Here is a 14,896-nt window from a genome sequence, read left to right as displayed (position 1 = left end):
CTAATCTGTGTTAATCCGTGTAATCTGTGGTGAACAAAATTAATAAAAATGGGTAGAAAGAACTCACCATCAGCAAAAAAGCAACTAGCCACACTTATCACAAACTACGAAAAAGCAAAAGCAGAAAACCGACAACTTTATCTGGATGCTGACCAACTGGCCGACATCGCCGACTGGTATGCCTCCGAACGGAAATTTGAAGAAGCACAAGAAGTAATCACCTACGGACTTAAGATACATCCGGGAAATACAGCTTTACTCATCGAACAAGCCTATCTCTACCTGGACACCCAAAAACTGCAAAAAGCAAAGAAAGTAGCAGATTCCATCACCGAAGATTTTGACTCGGAAGTGAAACTGCTGAAAGCCGAACTATTGCTGAATGGAGGAAAACTGGAAGAAGCCCAATGGCTATTAAGTACGATAGCGGATGCCGACGAACTGGAAACAATCATTGATGTCGTATTTCTCTATCTGGACATGGGATACCCGGATGCAGCCAAAGAATGGCTCGACCGAGGTAAATCGCGTTATGCCGAAGATGAAGAATATATGGCCCTCACAGCCGATTATCTGGCATCGACCCACCAAGTAGAATCGGCTATCATCTATTACAACAAACTCATCGACAAATCTCCTTTCAACCCTTCCTACTGGATGGGACTGGTGAAATGTTACTTTGTTCAGGAACAAATAGACAAGGCCATCGAAGCCTGTGATTTTGCGTTGGCAGCCGACGATCAGTGTGGAGAAGCCTACGCTTATAAAGCGCATTGTTTTTTTTATCTGAACAATTCGGATGATGCCATCGAGAATTACCAAAAAGCGATCGAACTTAAATCCATCCCCCCTGAACTGGGTTATATGTTCATGGGAATATCTTACGGCAATAAAGAAGAATGGCAGAAAGCCGATGACTATTACGACAAAGTAATCGCACGTTTTGAAGAAGACGGAGACAGACAGTCTGTCCTATTAATAGACACATATACCAGCAAAGCCTTCGCCCTGTCTCATCTGGAAAGATATGAAGAAGCACATCAGCTCTGCGAGAAAGCCAAAGAGATAAACCCGAATGAAGGATTGATTTATCTGACAGAGGGAAAACTATATCTGGCAGAGGAGCTGGAAGACGAAGCAGCCTTGTCTTTCGAAAAAGCGATAGAGATTAACTCTAACATAGAAATGTGGTATATGATCGCCTCTGCTTATTCGGAAAGTGACTATCTGATAGAAGCCAAAGAATACTTTGAAAAAGCGTACCAGATGAATCCGAAATACGAAGATGTGACGGAGAAATTGAGTGTGCTTTGCCTCATGCACGGTGAAATCGACAACTTCTTTAAATACAACAAAGAATGTGAACATCCACTGGAAGAAGATATGATTCTGGATCTGTTAAATAGTCCCGAACATAGAGAGGAAGATGAAAGAACTCTCAAAGAAGTGTGGGAACGCATGAAAAAAGAGAATAAGAAAAAGAAGAAAGGAAAAAAATAAATCAGATTAATAAATTCTATCCTCAAAAAACATGGAATCAGTAGCAGAACTTCTTAAATGGGTATTAGAAAATTTGAACTATTGGGTAGTCACCATTTTTATGGCTATCGAAAGTTCTTTTATTCCCTTCCCCTCGGAAGCCGTAGTGCCACCTGCCGCATGGAAAGCTATGGCAGACGACAGTATGAATATCTTTCTCGTGGTCCTATTTGCCACCATAGGAGCAGATATCGGTGCATTAGTAAATTATTATCTGGCGCGTTGGCTGGGTCGTCCTATTGTCTATAAATTCGCTAACAGCCGTTTAGGGCACATGTGCCTTATTGACGAAGAAAAGGTACACCATGCAGAAGAATATTTCAGAAAGCACGGTGCAGCCTCCACTTTCTTTGGCCGTCTCATTCCGGCTGTACGCCAACTTATCAGTATTCCCGCAGGATTAGCCGGCATGAAATTAGGACCTTTCCTACTTTACACCACTCTCGGCGCTGCGATATGGAACAGTATATTGGCTCTACTCGGATACCTGATCTACCGGTTTACAGACCTCAAAACCACTAATGACGTCTATGTAATGGCAACCACATACAGCCACGAAATCGGCTATGTCATTATAGCAGTGGTGGTATTGGTCATCGGATTCCTGGCTTATAAGGGACTGAAGAAGAAGAAGAAAAAATGAGTATTAAGTATTAGGTATTAAGTATTACCATGACTAATACTTAATACCTAATACTTAAAAACCAATCCTTAGAAATTGAATTGGACTCCTACTCCCAAGATCTCTTTAAATTGTACACGAGATCCTTTGGTACCATCCTTTTGTACAATCTTCACATCATCGTCATACATCAAGTTAGTAGTGAGCGTGGTTGAAAACCATTTATTGATAATCATATTTATTTGCACTTCCCAGTTCACATCTATGTTCAATGGCTTGTGCAGATAATCGGAATATAAATCCAAACGCGAATATACTGTCATATTCTTCAAAAATTCATATTTGGCTTCCCCTTTCAAGTTAGCACCGAAGCTGGATAACAGGTGTTTGCCCGGATCCACTCCATAGGCCCCTTCGTCCGAGAGACGGTCATTGAGAACAAATGTTCCGCGCCATGCAGCAGGAGACAATACAACGGTAAATATCTTACCCGGATCATAAGTAAAGCCCAAACCGGTAGTCAAATAAGCGGGAGCCATAAATTCGGAGATAGCAACATCCTTATTGACGGAATAGTCATATCCGGGAGAAAACTGCGTCTGGAAAGTGGCGAATGCGCTGGCATACCAACTTTTGGCAATAGCATAGCCATAATTCGTATTCAAATAAATCTTATCATTAGCCTTCCTGGTTCCGTCGTCACCAGTCTTATTCAATCCATAAGCCAGTTCAATACGATTATTCCACAAATGTTTTCCTTTCTTATAATTAATCTGATAAGTGCCCTGCAAGTCAAAGGCAACAGAGTTATCACCTCCGGCAGCCAGTTAGTCAGGCTCACCTGTGTCAGTTTCAGTCCGGCAAATCCTTCTTTTGTCCAGGGAGAAGTTTGTGTACTATCGGCAGTTTGAGCCGACAGGGTTCCAGCACCCATACATAGCAGGGTGATGAATAGAGTTTTCATCTTGTTCATGATAGTTGAGGTTTAGTGTAGAAAAAAACACAACCTAACAAGAACGGAGCCTTGGCAGTTTACCAAGCCTTTTTACCAGTCCCATTAGGTCAAAATCTTTAAGATAAGAGCAGTATTAAGTATTAGCCGTATTCGTTTATTAGCTGCAACTAATAGTTAATACCTAATACTTAATACTCCATATTCTATATTACTTTACAGCAGCTAAGGCTTTATCATAATCAGGCTCCTGGGTAATTTCAGGAACAAGTTCCGTATAAGCAATCTTGCCATCCTTGCCAATTACAACTACCGCACGGGCCAAAAGTCCTGCTAACGGACCATCTGCCATACGCACTCCGTAACTTTCGTCGAAATCAGAGAAGCGGAAATCAGACAATAGAATTACATTTTCAATACCTTCCGTTGTACAGAAACGACCGTGCGCAAAAGGAAGGTCCTTAGAGATAGCCAATACTACCGTATCTTTCAGTCCGGCAGCCATCTTATTAAACTTACGTACAGAGGTTGCACATACGCTGGTATCCAGACTGGGGAAAATATTTAAAATCACATTTTTACCATTCAAATCTTTCAGAGAGAAAGAAGATAAATCTGTTTTTACCAGCTCGAAGTCAGGAGCTACCTTACCTACTTGTATAAATTCACCGATTAGTTTCACCGGTTGTCCTTTGAAATTTGTTGTTGCCATAATGCATCTATATTTAAAATTTACTTTATATAGGAAACAACGATTCCCCCAAATATGTTCACGGAAAACCTTTTCTAAATTGAATTTGTTATTCCACAACGAAATCACCCTAGTATTCAATTTAAAATATAAAATGTATGGAAACTGTATTCAATGAGATTCAACATTCAGTAAAAAATTGGTGGACTTCTCTTCTTTTAGGAATCGTGTATATCATTGTAGCCCTTTGGCTCATGTTCTCACCCGTGAGCACCTATGTAGCTTTAAGTATCATTTTCAGCGTATCGATGTTGATAAGCGGTATTTTGGAAATTATCTTCGCTTTTAGCAACCGGAAAGGTGTCCCGAGCTGGGGATGGTATATCGTAGGCGGACTGATCGACCTTGTTCTGGGTATCTACCTGATTGCCTACCCAATGGTCAGCATGGAAGTCATTCCTTTTATCATAGCCTTCTGGCTTATGTTCCGCGGCTTCTCCTCCACCGGCTATTCCATCGACTGAAACGTTACGGAACCCGCGACTGGGGCTGGTACATGGCTTTCGGTATCCTTGCCATTCTGTGTTCCCTTTTAATATTATGGCAACCCGCTATAGGAGCACTCTACGCAGTCTACATGATTTCTTTTACTTTCCTCATCATCGGACTTTTCCGTGTCATGCTTTCATTTGAACTAAAAAATCTGCATAAAAGAAAATAAAAATCTTTCGGCACTTACTTTGGTATTTTGTTTATCTTTGTAGGCAATTTACATGAATCAATTAATTAAAAAGGAAGAAAATTATGGCAATGCATACATGGTTTGAGTGCAAGATCCGTTATGAGAAAGTAATGGAAAACGGAATGCAGAAGAAAGTAACTGAACCTTATCTTGTTGATGCACTCAGCTTTACAGAAGCAGAAGCACGGATTATCGAAGAAATGACTCCGTTTATCTCCGGAGAATTTACCGTTTCGGACATCAAACGTGCCAACTATAGCGAATTATTCCCCAGTGACGAAGAAAGTGCCGACCGCTGGTTCAAATGCAAACTTATTTTTATCACGCTCGATGAAAAAAGCGGTGCGGAAAAAAAGACTTCTACTCAAGTATTGGTACAAGCTGCCGACTTGCGTGATGCAGTGAAAAAGCTGGATGAGGCATGAAAGGAACCATGGCAGATTATCAGATCGGTATGGTATCCGAAACTCCGCTCATGGATGTATATCCTTACAGCGCCGAACCGAATGACAAACCGGAATTTGATCCGTCAAAAGCATAAGTTACAATGAGTATTGCTGACAATTTAAAGCAAGTGCTGGCCGAACTCCCTCAAGGAGTCCGGCTGGTTGCTGTCTCAAAATTCCATCCCAACGAAGCGATAGAAGAAGCATATCAGGCGGGACAGCGTATTTTTGGAGAAAGCAAAGTGCAGGAAATGACAGCTAAATACGAAAGTTTGCCGAAAGATATCGAATGGCATTTTATCGGGCACCTGCAAACGAATAAAATCAAATACATGATACCATACGTAGCGATGATTCATGGAATTGATAGTTATAAACTGCTGGCCGAAGTCAACAAACAAGCTGTCAAGGCCGGACGTACTGTGAACTGCCTGTTGCAGATTCACGTTGCGCAGGAAGAAACCAAATTTGGTTTCAGTCCCGAAGAATGTAAAGAGATGCTGAATGCCGGAGAATGGAAAGAGCTGACTCATGTGCGCATCTGCGGATTAATGGGTATGGCCAGCAACACCGATTGTATTGAACAAATCAACCGGGAATTTTGTTCACTAAATAGACTCTTTAACGAGATAAAAACAACTTGGTTCACCCACTCTGATACTTTCTGCGAACTATCAATGGGAATGTCACATGACTATCACGAAGCCATTGCCGCAGGAAGTACGCTGGTACGAGTAGGAAGCAAGATTTTCGGAGAAAGAAATTATTGATTAAGTATTAAAAAACATATTGCTATGACCGATTTAAAAACTACTTTCGCAGGGCTTTCTCTTAGAAACCCTATCATCATCAGTAGCTCAGGGCTGACCAACAGTGTCGGCAAAAACAAAAAATTGGCCGAAGATGGTGCCGGTGCTATCGTTCTGAAATCACTGTTTGAGGAACAGATCATGCTGGAAGCAGATCAACTGAAAGACCCGGCATTCTATCCCGAAGCCAGTGACTATCTGGAAGAATATATCCGTGAGCACAAGTTATCTGAATACCTGACTTTAATAAAAGAAAGCAAAAAGGTATGCCCCATTCCTATCATTGCCAGCATCAACTGCTACACTGATTCCGAATGGATCGACTTTGCAAAGAAGATTGAAGAGGCTGGTGCCGACGCATTGGAAATCAATATCCTCGCCTTGCAATCAGAACTGCAATATACATACGGTTCATTCGAACAACGCCACATCGACATTCTCCGCCGCATCAAGCAGACGGTTAACATTCCCGTTATCATGAAGCTGGGTGATAACCTGACCAACCCTGTGGTATTAATCGATCAGTTGTATGCCAACGGTGCAGCCGCAGTTGTTCTCTTCAACCGCTTCTATCAGCCGGACATCAACATCGAAAAGATGGAACATATTTCAGGAGAAATATTCAGTAATGCTTCCGACCTCGCCAATCCGCTCCGCTGGATTGGAATTGCATCTGCAGTAGTAGATAAGATCGACTATGCGGCTTCCGGTGGTGTTGCCAATGCTGAATCAGTAGTGAAAGCTATCCTTGCCGGTGCTTCAGCCGTAGAAGTATGTAGCGCAGTCTATCTGAATACAAACGCATTTATTGGAGAAGCCAACCGCTTCCTCTCTGCATGGATGGAACGCAAAGGATTCGAAAATATAGCTCAATTCAAAGGCAAACTGAATATCAAAGATATTAAAGGCGTCAATACATTTGAACGTACACAATTCCTTAAATATTTCGGAAAGAAAGAATAAAACAAATGAAGAATGAAAAATGAAGAATGAAGAATTTACTATGCAGCATAATAGCGCAGCTTATTCTTCATTCTTCATTTTTCATTCTTCATTTCCTACAGCAGGTTGCTTGCCAGTTCACTCAATCACTTCGTTCACCTTTCAGCAAATTGACGTGTGCAAAGATATTCTGGTCTTTCATACGATCAATCATATATACCAAGCCATTGGACTGACTATCCAGATAAGGTTGGTCAATCTGCTGGATATCTCCCGTAAATACCATCTTCGTACCTTCGCCTGCACGGGTGATGATTGTCTTTATTTCATTTGGGGTCAGATTCTGCGCTTCGTCAATGATGCAATACATTTCGCTCAAACTACGACCACGGATAAATGCCAGAGCTCAATCACCAGCTGTTCGCTTTTCTGCATATCTTCTATGCGCTTCACTTCGGTAGAGTTTGCTGCAAACTGACGTTTTATCACGTTCAGATTGTCAAATAATGGTTGCATATAAGGAGCTACTTTCTCTTGTGCATCTCCCGGAAGGAAACCGATGTCTTTATTAGAAAGCGCTACAACAGGACGTGCCAGCAAAATTTGTTTGTAATCGGTCAGTTTACCCAACGCAGCAGCCAAAGCCAGCAAAGTCTTACCTGTTCCTGCTTTTCCTGTCAGAGCTACCAGTTTGATATTCGGATCATTCAGGATCTCAAAAGCAAAACTCTGTTCCGCATTCCGTGGTTCGATTCCATAATTCTTACCCTTCATCACGCGGATAATAGAATGTGTGAAAGGATTGTAGCGTGCCAATACACTATTCCGGTCACTCTTCAACACAAAACACTCATTGGGATGAACCAAATCCTTAAAGTCGAATTCACTCAAGTCAATACCTTCTTTGGAAGAATAAATGCGGTCGATCAATGCCGGATCTACATTTTCAAAAATCTCATTCGATTTCTCGAACACATCTACATTTACCACCTTATCCGTAATATAATCCTCGCAAAGCAATCCGATAGAACGAGCTTTCATGCGCAGATTCACATCTTTGGTCACTAAGATAGATTTCATTTTCGGATACTTGTCGGTCAGATATTCGGTTGCTGCCAAAATCAGATGGTCGGGTTTCTTTATTGGAAACGATTCCCAAACTTTGGTAGCCGGCACATTGCTTGTCACGACAAACAGACGTCCCAATCCTTCGCCGAGTTTCACCCCGTCGGAGAAAAGCTCGTCGCTTGTCAATACATCCAATTCGCGTACGAACTCACGAGCATTGAAATTAATCTGCTCGTTTCCTTTTTTGAACTTATCCAGTTCTTCGAGTACAACAAGAGGGAGGTAAATATCATTTTCCTGAAAATTCTTCAAGCAATTGTAATCGTGAAGAATAACATTTGTGTCTAACACAAAATTTTTCTTAGTTCCCATGATTTCTTAGATTTAAATGTTGATATTTGCAATCTCATTCGCCAATCCCTGCATTTACGGTTAGATTGACGGTTCTAAAGATAAACAAATTAGCGGGCAATAAAGATTGCCCGAAGTTAAATATTATAAAACATGGACTATCAGAACACTTTAAAGTACTTATATGAGAGTGCGCCAATGTTTCAACAAATAGGAAGCAAAGCATATAAGCCGGGTTTAGAGACCACACACAAATTGGACGAACATTTTGGGCATCCTCATCAACAATTCAAGACGATACATATCGCCGGAACCAATGGAAAGGGTTCCTGCTCACATACTATCGCAGCCGTATTACAGTCCGCAGGGTACCGGGTAGGCTTATTCACTTCCCCCCATTTGGTCGACTTCCGCGAACGCATCCGCATCAACGGAGAAATGATGCCGGAAGAATATGTAGTCAACTTCGTAGAAGAGCACCGCTCATTCTTCGAACCGCTCCATCCTTCGTTTTTTGAACTGACTACCGCCATGGCGTTCCGCTACTTTGCGGACCAGAAAGTAGACGTAGCCGTTATCGAAGTAGGAATGGGCGGACGTTTGGATTGCACCAACATCATTCACCCCGATTTATGTGTCATCACTAATATCAGTTTTGACCACATGCAATATCTAGGGAATACCCTGACAAAAATAGCCAAAGAAAAAGCAGGCATTATCAAAGAAGGGGTTCCGGTAGTCATCGGCAGAGCTAAAGGCAGCGTTAAACGTGTGTTCACCATGAAAGCAAAAGAAATGAATGCACCTATCAACTATGCAGATTCTATCTTCCCATATAATCCCACAGACTGGCTTCCTTATCCGGAAATGCAGGCACTAAGAAAACGTCTGGATAATGTCCTGCAAGACTTGATAAAAGAGACTCACCAACCATCTGAAAGCGCACAAGAATCCAAAGAGATATTGCTTTTCCTGCATCCGGCAGACAGCATTAAAGCATTAGACAAAATACTCGACAAGAGAAAAGATGCTATCCGAATTGTCAATGAAATGTTTCCTGCAGGTCTTTTTATGGAATTAAGCGGTCTCTGCCAGCATGAAAATATCCTCACCATCCTGTCTGCTCTTGAAGAGCTGACAAAAATAGGTATCGCATCTGTCCCAAAGACTATCTCAATGGTTTTGCTGATGTGTGCAAACTCACCGCTGATGGGACGCTGGCAGAAAGTACACAGCTATCCGGATATCATCTGCGACACGGGACATAATGTAGATGGAATCAAATATGTCTGTGGACATCTTGATTTCCTTCATCAGAAATTCAACCAGGAGCTGCACATCGTATTTGGCATGGTGAACGATAAAGATATCAGCAGTGTCTTGCAAGAGTTACCGAAAGATGCCACCTATTATTTCACCAAAGCAAGTGTGAAACGTGCACTTCCGGAAAATGAACTATTGGCATTGGCAGAAGAAGCCGGATTGAAAGGTACCACCTACCCCACTGTTGTAGAAGCTGTACAGGCGGCAAAAAAGAACTGCCCCCCAAAAGATCTGATCTTTGTAGGAGGCAGCAGTTTCATTGTCGCAGATTTGTTAGCGAACCGCGATACACTCAATCTCTACTAACGCATCCTTGGGCAGAGCTTTTACGGCAATCGCCGAACGTGCCGGAAAAGCTCCGTCAAAATACGTGGCATACACGCCATTCATCCCTGCAAACAGGGACATATCCTGAAGAAATACAGTGGTTTTGACAATGTTTCCCATTGTCAATCCTGCTTCTTCAAGAATGTGTTTGATATTCTCCAACGACTGGCGAGCCTGTCCTTCTATCCCTTCAGCCATCTGTCCCGTAGCGGCATCAATAGGCAACTGACCGGACACAAATACCATACCATTAGCTTCTATCGCCTGACTATAAGGGCCGATAGCCCCCGGAGCTTTCTCACTGCAAATTACTTTTTTCATATCTATTTCTTTTTCTGTTTATAATGGATTTCAAAGATAAAAATAAATTCTGAATAAGGTTGTTGCCATCATTCATCATCTATTTTTCATCCTTCGAAATCTTAAACCCCAGTTTCATTATCAGTTTCAAGGTTTCCACTGAAGAATTTCTGTCATACACCTTTTCTTCTTCAGGCAATTCTTCATACGGAACCAGGCACGGATGCTGTTTCAATACATCATCCCGCTTTTCGCCATACGTCCAACCTTGTTCTATTCTGGTTTTCGACCAGACCTCATGAACATTCTTAGCCATTTCTTCTACCAGGTATTCCAATTCCTTCGGGAGTTGGATGTGTCCTGTATCCACCGGATTGGGAATATACTCTTTCATCTTACAAATCATTATTTATTATGTTACACTTACAAATTTAGACAAAATATTGAATAACAAACAGGTTAATAACAAAAAAACCTCCTGCAAAACGAATTTCGCAGGAGGCTCTATTATTTCTTCTTTAATAAGATTATTCAGCCTTTTCTTTATCTTCTTCTACAGGGGCTTCCGCAGGTGCAGGAGCAGCTTCTACCGGCTTGTCAACTTTTACATCTTCTCTTGAAACATTTACAGTCACGTTTACAGAAGCAGGTTGTGCCTGATACGGCATACGGTTTTTCGGATCTGCACCATAAGGATTAGGACCTACCGTGCCATCTGCAAACAGCATGTACAATGCAAAAATCCAACCAACAATAGGTACACAGCACAACAAAATCAGCCAACCGGATTTGTTTAAGTCGTGCAGACGTTTCACCCCCTGTGCCAGAGAGAACCAAATAGATGCAATCATAGCAGCAAGACCGATCAATAAACCAAATACTGATCCCCCGGCCGATCCGCTGGCAGCACCCAAAACAAATGTACCTACGCCTAGTGCCCATGCAATACTAGAAACTATACCACCAATAATGCCTGACAAGAAGTATTCGATTCTACGAATACGACCGTCAAATGAAAAAGGAGCTTTGAACATAATTTATTAAGTTTATATGAATAAATAAGTGAGTTTTTATCCGTGTTTCTCAATATGAAAGCAAAGATATAAAAAAAATTAAATAAAGAAAGGATTCAGGCAAAAAGATTGAAAAAATGCCCTATTTTCTGTAGAAATCACAATTTCACCCCATCCCATTGCATCACTACCACCCACTCTTTCGGTTGGCAAGTTCCATGAAAACGGTGCGGAACCGTAGCAACCACCAAATCACAATTGGAAGCTAATACGGTTCTTAACTCCTTCAGCAACATATCCATCCGGATGATTAAATGAAGATACTCCGTCATACACCGGATCACGCGCACATACTGATAAATACACATATCCTCTCCCCGTCTTATCTCACTCAGTGTTTTGGGAGAGATATCAAGTTCGCTCGTAAAAAAACTGTTACTGAAAATACGATCCATATCCATTAAAGCCAATACCAAATTGCTCAAAAACTCGTATGGTTCCTGTTTTTCTTTTGCCATGTCATTCTATGATTAATAATTTATAATATTTCAGTTTTTATTTGCTTTATCAAGTACTATTCACATAGGGAAGCAACCCTATTTTTAATATCCCGACCTTTGTTCCCGTTATCTGATAGTCAGGTAACTCAATCTTACAAAAAACAATTTTATATGAAAGCCTTAGAAGAAATCAAAGTCTCGGTTTACGAGAATGTGTATTCAAAAAAGCCCAAAGTCATGTCTTTCCTTGAAGTCATCATTATGTGTATCCATCCGGTCTATGCCTCTATCGTAAACGCTATCCGCCGATACTATGCAGAAGGAGACCATGCCGCGGCACAGAAGTTGAAGAGCCAGCTCCCCTGTTTCACTCCGGCAGGTACTTTTGACGGAGCACATGCCATCAAAAACTTCCTCCTCCCCAGCCATATTGTCGGGCTCGATTACGATCATGTAAAAGATCGTCTTCAAGTCATCCAACGTTGTGCGGCAGATCCTCACACGGTAGCGGCCATAGAAAGTCCTACTGACGGAGTGAAAGTTTTCGCCTATGTGGAAGGTATCGAAAACCGCCATCGTGAAGGGCAGCAATTAGTGAGCCGTTACTACAATCAATTGCTGGGATTGGAGAGTGATCCGGCCTGCAAGGACGAAAGTCGCCTATGTTATTTCAGTTATTCGCCCAATGGATATGTTGCCGGTCTTTATCAGGCATTTGTGTTGGAACCACATCTAAAAGAGGAAACAAACGCTTCCTCTGAAAATAAAGTGCTTCCTCCTTTTCCTCTCCAGGATAATACCCCGGAAAACGTGTCTGAAGCAGAAATCGCCCAATTTATTTCGTCCTATATTTTCCTCCATCCCCTGACAGCCGGACAACGTCATTCCAACGTCTTTAAACTTGCCTGCGAAGCCTCCCGCCGACACTATCCGCAAGAAAGCATATTACGTGAGCTTACTGCATTTTTCGAGCATACAGATTTTCGTCCCGAAGAATTGACAAGTGTTTTATCATCTGGATACAAGCAAGTTAACGAGCACGCACCTGCTTCCTCTACAGCCACCTCTTCTTCCTTTCAAAAGGACATAAGGACAAAAATCCCCTATGGTACTTTAGAAAACTCCGATAGCACCGAAGAAGCCTATTGGCTGGGAGAAGAATTCAGGAAAGGAACACCCTTATTCCCACGCGATTTGTACAATAATCTTCCCGATCTACTGAATGACTGTATCATTGAAGACGCAAGCGACCGCGAACAAGACATCTCCCTCCTTTCCGATCTTACCGCACTAAGTGCGGCACTTCCACAAACTTTCGGAATTTATAACCACAAAAAATATTCCCCCCATTTGTTCAGTGTCATATTTTCTTCTGCCGGCAGCGGTAAAAGCATTGCCCAAACCGGACGCTATCTATTGGAAGAAATACAGACTGAAATACTGTCTACCAGTGAATCCATGTTAAAAAACTACCATACAGCGCACAATACCTGGCAAGCAGAATGTCAGCGGAAAAGGAAAAAAGGAGAAACGTGTTCCGAAGAGCCTCAAAGACCTCCTTTTAAAATGTTGTTCATTCCCGCCACTACCAGTTACACCCGTATGCAAATTCAGATGCAGGACAACGGTTCGCAAGGAAGTATCATTTTCGATACGGAAGCCCAAACGCTCTCCACAGCCAATCACCTAGATTGTGGTAACTTCGATGATATGCTCCGCAAAGCTTTTGAGCACGAAAACATTGATTCTTCCTATAAAGCCAACGGTATCATCCCAATCTATATCCGTTATCCTAAATTAGCTTTGCTTCTAACGGGCACTCCCGGACAGATAGACTGTTTGTTAAACAGTTACGGGAACGGACTTCCCAGCCGTATTCTGGCTTACACTTTCCGTGAAGCTCCCCACTGGAAAGAGATGGGTGATGATTGTATTTCATTGGAAGACTCTTTCAAGCCGATTGCCCATCGTGTCTACAAACTATATAATTTCTGCCTGGCGCATCCTGTTTTATTTCATTTCACCCGTCCGCAATGGAACCGTTTGAATGAGATTTTCTCACGTATGCTGTCCGAGGTAGCGATGGAGGGCAATGATGACCTCCAAGCCGTAGTGAAGCGCTATGCTTTTCTGGTGATGCGTATCAGCATGATTCAGACCCGCATCCGGCAATTTGAGACAACCGATCTCTCCTCCGAAATTTATTGTATAGATGCCGATTTCGAACGATCTCTTCAAATCGTTCTATGTTGTTACGAGCACAGCCGTCTGTTACACTCATCCATGCCGGCTCCTGCGGTCCGTCCTCTGAAGAATCCGGACATTATTCGTAATTTCGTCAATGAGTTGCCTGACAGCTTCACTACAGATGAAGCAATTCAGATTGGCGCAAAATACGATTTCAACCTTCGTAAGGTTACACGTCTTCTAAAATCACTTAACGGAATAAAAATCAGCAAGATATCTCATGGTTCTTATACTAAGATGAATAAATAACAGTCATAGGTGTCTTTTTGTCCTTTTGTCCTTTTGGAGAATCGGAAAAACATCGGGAGATTTGAAAAAAACATCTCAATAATTGAAATCAAACATTGGGAAGTTTCGATACAAATCTCCCAATGTTTTTTCTTTTTATCTATGCGCCCATGTACGTCACTATGCGTCATGTCACTTTTCCAATGTATTACTTTTGTCATGTAATCGATTACAAGAGAATTAAACAATTAAAAATTAGAAATTAAAAATTAAAAATTAAAAGTTTATGGCACAGAATTACACTCTCATGGCTCGCAAGAACCTGTTGAAACCTGATGAAACTCCGAAGTACTATGCAGTGGCGCGCAGCGGTCGCAAAGTAACGGTCAAGGAAGTCTGCAAACGAATTACCGAACGTTCTTCTTACTCCAAAGGAGAATTGGAAGGTTGTATCGGTGAGTTCCTGCTCGAAATCGTCAATGTACTGGAGGAAGGAAACATCGTACAGATGGGTGATCTGGGCAATTTCCGTATGAGTATCAAAACGGGTACTCCTACTGATACGGTAAAAGAATTCAAGGCATCGTGTATCGATAAGGGCAAAGTGCTTTTTTATCCGGGAAGTGATCTTCGCAAACTGTGTAAGACGCTGGATTATACATTGTATAAAAGTGATTCTTCTGCAGATTCGGATAAAGATCCACTTCCTGATGATGGTAACGACAATCAAGGAGGCTCCGGCAGCGGAGAAGCTCCGGACCCGGCGGCATAATCAACCGGTTGTTGATTGGTTCTT

The 14,896-nt window shown here is 42.0% G+C and carries 11 protein-coding genes and 5 pseudogenes; 9 read left to right on the top strand and 7 right to left on the bottom strand.

The genetic code is table 11. The features are described from left to right. The first annotated feature begins 48 nt into the window (after positions 1-48). Together DXA05_RS06220 and DXA05_RS06215 are read left to right on the top strand one after the other, a co-directional pair. The gene (locus tag DXA05_RS06220) at positions 49-1,500 is read left to right on the top strand and encodes a tetratricopeptide repeat protein (protein ID WP_004317616.1); all 1,452 of its coding nucleotides are present in this window, start codon (positions 49-51) and stop codon (positions 1,498-1,500) included. Between the two features lie 31 nt (positions 1,501-1,531). Then, positions 1,532-2,182: a DedA family protein gene (locus DXA05_RS06215; protein WP_004317614.1), complete on the top strand. Its 651-nt coding sequence runs from the start codon at positions 1,532-1,534 to the stop codon at positions 2,180-2,182. Positions 2,183-2,250: 68 nt separating this feature from the next. Here the strand turns inward: DXA05_RS06215 and DXA05_RS06210 are convergent. Together DXA05_RS06210 and tpx are read right to left on the bottom strand one after the other, a co-directional pair. Beyond that, positions 2,251-3,134, bottom strand: a pseudogene (locus DXA05_RS06210) (DUF3078 domain-containing protein). A 190-nt stretch (positions 3,135-3,324) separates the two neighbouring features. Continuing rightward, the gene (gene tpx, locus DXA05_RS06205) at positions 3,325-3,825 is read right to left on the bottom strand and encodes a thiol peroxidase (RefSeq protein WP_128858921.1); all 501 of its coding nucleotides are present in this window, start codon (positions 3,823-3,825) and stop codon (positions 3,325-3,327) included. Between the two features lie 137 nt (positions 3,826-3,962). On the opposite strand from tpx, the pseudogene DXA05_RS06200 reads away from it, so the two are divergent. From DXA05_RS06200 to DXA05_RS06185, 4 genes and pseudogenes are all read left to right on the top strand, one after another. Further along, positions 3,963-4,525: pseudogene (locus DXA05_RS06200) on the top strand (HdeD family acid-resistance protein). A gap of 83 nt (positions 4,526-4,608) precedes the next feature. Beyond that, positions 4,609-5,087: pseudogene (locus DXA05_RS06195) on the top strand (DUF4494 domain-containing protein). Between the two features lie 6 nt (positions 5,088-5,093). Next, positions 5,094-5,762, top strand: a complete 669-nt coding sequence (locus DXA05_RS06190; protein WP_044134709.1) for a YggS family pyridoxal phosphate-dependent enzyme — start codon at positions 5,094-5,096, stop codon at positions 5,760-5,762. 24 nt (positions 5,763-5,786) lie between these two features. Further along, positions 5,787-6,764 carry a dihydroorotate dehydrogenase-like protein gene (locus DXA05_RS06185; RefSeq protein ID WP_004317603.1) on the top strand — a complete coding sequence of 326 codons (978 nt, stop codon included), beginning with the start codon at positions 5,787-5,789 and terminating at the stop codon, positions 6,762-6,764. 95 nt (positions 6,765-6,859) lie between these two features. Here the strand turns inward: DXA05_RS06185 and DXA05_RS06180 are convergent. After that, a pseudogene (locus tag DXA05_RS06180) lies at positions 6,860-8,183 on the bottom strand (PhoH family protein). Between the two features lie 132 nt (positions 8,184-8,315). Here DXA05_RS06180 and DXA05_RS06175 point away from each other — a divergent pair. Then, positions 8,316-9,791, top strand: a pseudogene (locus DXA05_RS06175) (folylpolyglutamate synthase/dihydrofolate synthase family protein). Here DXA05_RS06175 and DXA05_RS06170 read toward each other — a convergent pair. The 4 genes from DXA05_RS06170 to DXA05_RS06155 all read right to left on the bottom strand — a co-directional run bounded on the left by DXA05_RS06170 (position 9,759) and on the right by DXA05_RS06155 (position 11,643). Further along, complete coding sequence (locus DXA05_RS06170) at positions 9,759-10,133, bottom strand: RidA family protein (protein WP_128858920.1); 375 nt, start codon at positions 10,131-10,133, stop codon at positions 9,759-9,761. The pseudogene DXA05_RS06175 and the gene DXA05_RS06170 sit on opposite strands and share 33 nt — an antisense overlap. A 79-nt stretch (positions 10,134-10,212) precedes the next feature. After that, positions 10,213-10,506, bottom strand: coding sequence for a RyR domain-containing protein (locus DXA05_RS06165; protein WP_032851637.1), 294 nt, complete (start codon positions 10,504-10,506; stop codon positions 10,213-10,215). Between the two features lie 133 nt (positions 10,507-10,639). Further along, positions 10,640-11,146, bottom strand: coding sequence for a DUF805 domain-containing protein (locus DXA05_RS06160; protein WP_008025398.1), 507 nt, complete (start codon positions 11,144-11,146; stop codon positions 10,640-10,642). Between the two features lie 137 nt (positions 11,147-11,283). Then, positions 11,284-11,643 carry a hypothetical protein gene (locus DXA05_RS06155; protein WP_008025401.1) on the bottom strand — a complete coding sequence of 120 codons (360 nt, stop codon included), beginning with the start codon at positions 11,641-11,643 and terminating at the stop codon, positions 11,284-11,286. 153 nt (positions 11,644-11,796) lie between these two features. Between DXA05_RS06155 and DXA05_RS06150 the strand changes: the two genes are divergently transcribed. Then, positions 11,797-14,121: a DUF3987 domain-containing protein gene (locus DXA05_RS06150; protein WP_128858919.1), complete on the top strand. Its 2,325-nt coding sequence runs from the start codon at positions 11,797-11,799 to the stop codon at positions 14,119-14,121. Between the two features lie 265 nt (positions 14,122-14,386). Then, on the top strand, positions 14,387-14,872 hold the full coding sequence (locus tag DXA05_RS06140) for an HU family DNA-binding protein (protein WP_055236188.1): 486 nt from the start codon (positions 14,387-14,389) through the stop codon (positions 14,870-14,872). Positions 14,873-14,896 lie beyond the last annotated feature (24 nt).

Origin of the sequence: Bacteroides sp. AM54-2NS, from assembly GCF_003602935.1 — a bacterium.
Taxonomy (GTDB): Bacteria; Bacteroidota; Bacteroidia; order Bacteroidales; family Bacteroidaceae; genus Bacteroides; species Bacteroides xylanisolvens.
Note: the sequence above shows the minus strand (reverse complement) of the source record. Positions and strands in the feature narration are given on the sequence as shown.

What these genes read in the sequence shown, in the direction of transcription:
- DXA05_RS06190 (WP_044134709.1), top strand. Translation starts at nt 5,094, where the DNA reads ATGAGTATTGCTGACAATTTAAAGCAAGTGCTGGCCGAACTCCCTCAA.
- DXA05_RS06155 (WP_008025401.1), bottom strand. Translation starts at nt 11,643, where the DNA reads ATGGCAAAAGAAAAACAGGAACCATACGAGTTTTTGAGCAATTTGGTA.
- DXA05_RS06140 (WP_055236188.1), top strand. Translation starts at nt 14,387, where the DNA reads ATGGCACAGAATTACACTCTCATGGCTCGCAAGAACCTGTTGAAACCT.
- DXA05_RS06220 (WP_004317616.1), top strand. Translation starts at nt 49, where the DNA reads ATGGGTAGAAAGAACTCACCATCAGCAAAAAAGCAACTAGCCACACTT.
- DXA05_RS06160 (WP_008025398.1), bottom strand. Translation starts at nt 11,146, where the DNA reads ATGTTCAAAGCTCCTTTTTCATTTGACGGTCGTATTCGTAGAATCGAA.
- DXA05_RS06150 (WP_128858919.1), top strand. Translation starts at nt 11,797, where the DNA reads ATGAAAGCCTTAGAAGAAATCAAAGTCTCGGTTTACGAGAATGTGTAT.
- DXA05_RS06170 (WP_128858920.1), bottom strand. Translation starts at nt 10,133, where the DNA reads ATGAAAAAAGTAATTTGCAGTGAGAAAGCTCCGGGGGCTATCGGCCCT.
- DXA05_RS06165 (WP_032851637.1), bottom strand. Translation starts at nt 10,506, where the DNA reads ATGAAAGAGTATATTCCCAATCCGGTGGATACAGGACACATCCAACTC.
- tpx (WP_128858921.1), bottom strand. Translation starts at nt 3,825, where the DNA reads ATGGCAACAACAAATTTCAAAGGACAACCGGTGAAACTAATCGGTGAA.
- DXA05_RS06185 (WP_004317603.1), top strand. Translation starts at nt 5,787, where the DNA reads ATGACCGATTTAAAAACTACTTTCGCAGGGCTTTCTCTTAGAAACCCT.
- DXA05_RS06215 (WP_004317614.1), top strand. Translation starts at nt 1,532, where the DNA reads ATGGAATCAGTAGCAGAACTTCTTAAATGGGTATTAGAAAATTTGAAC.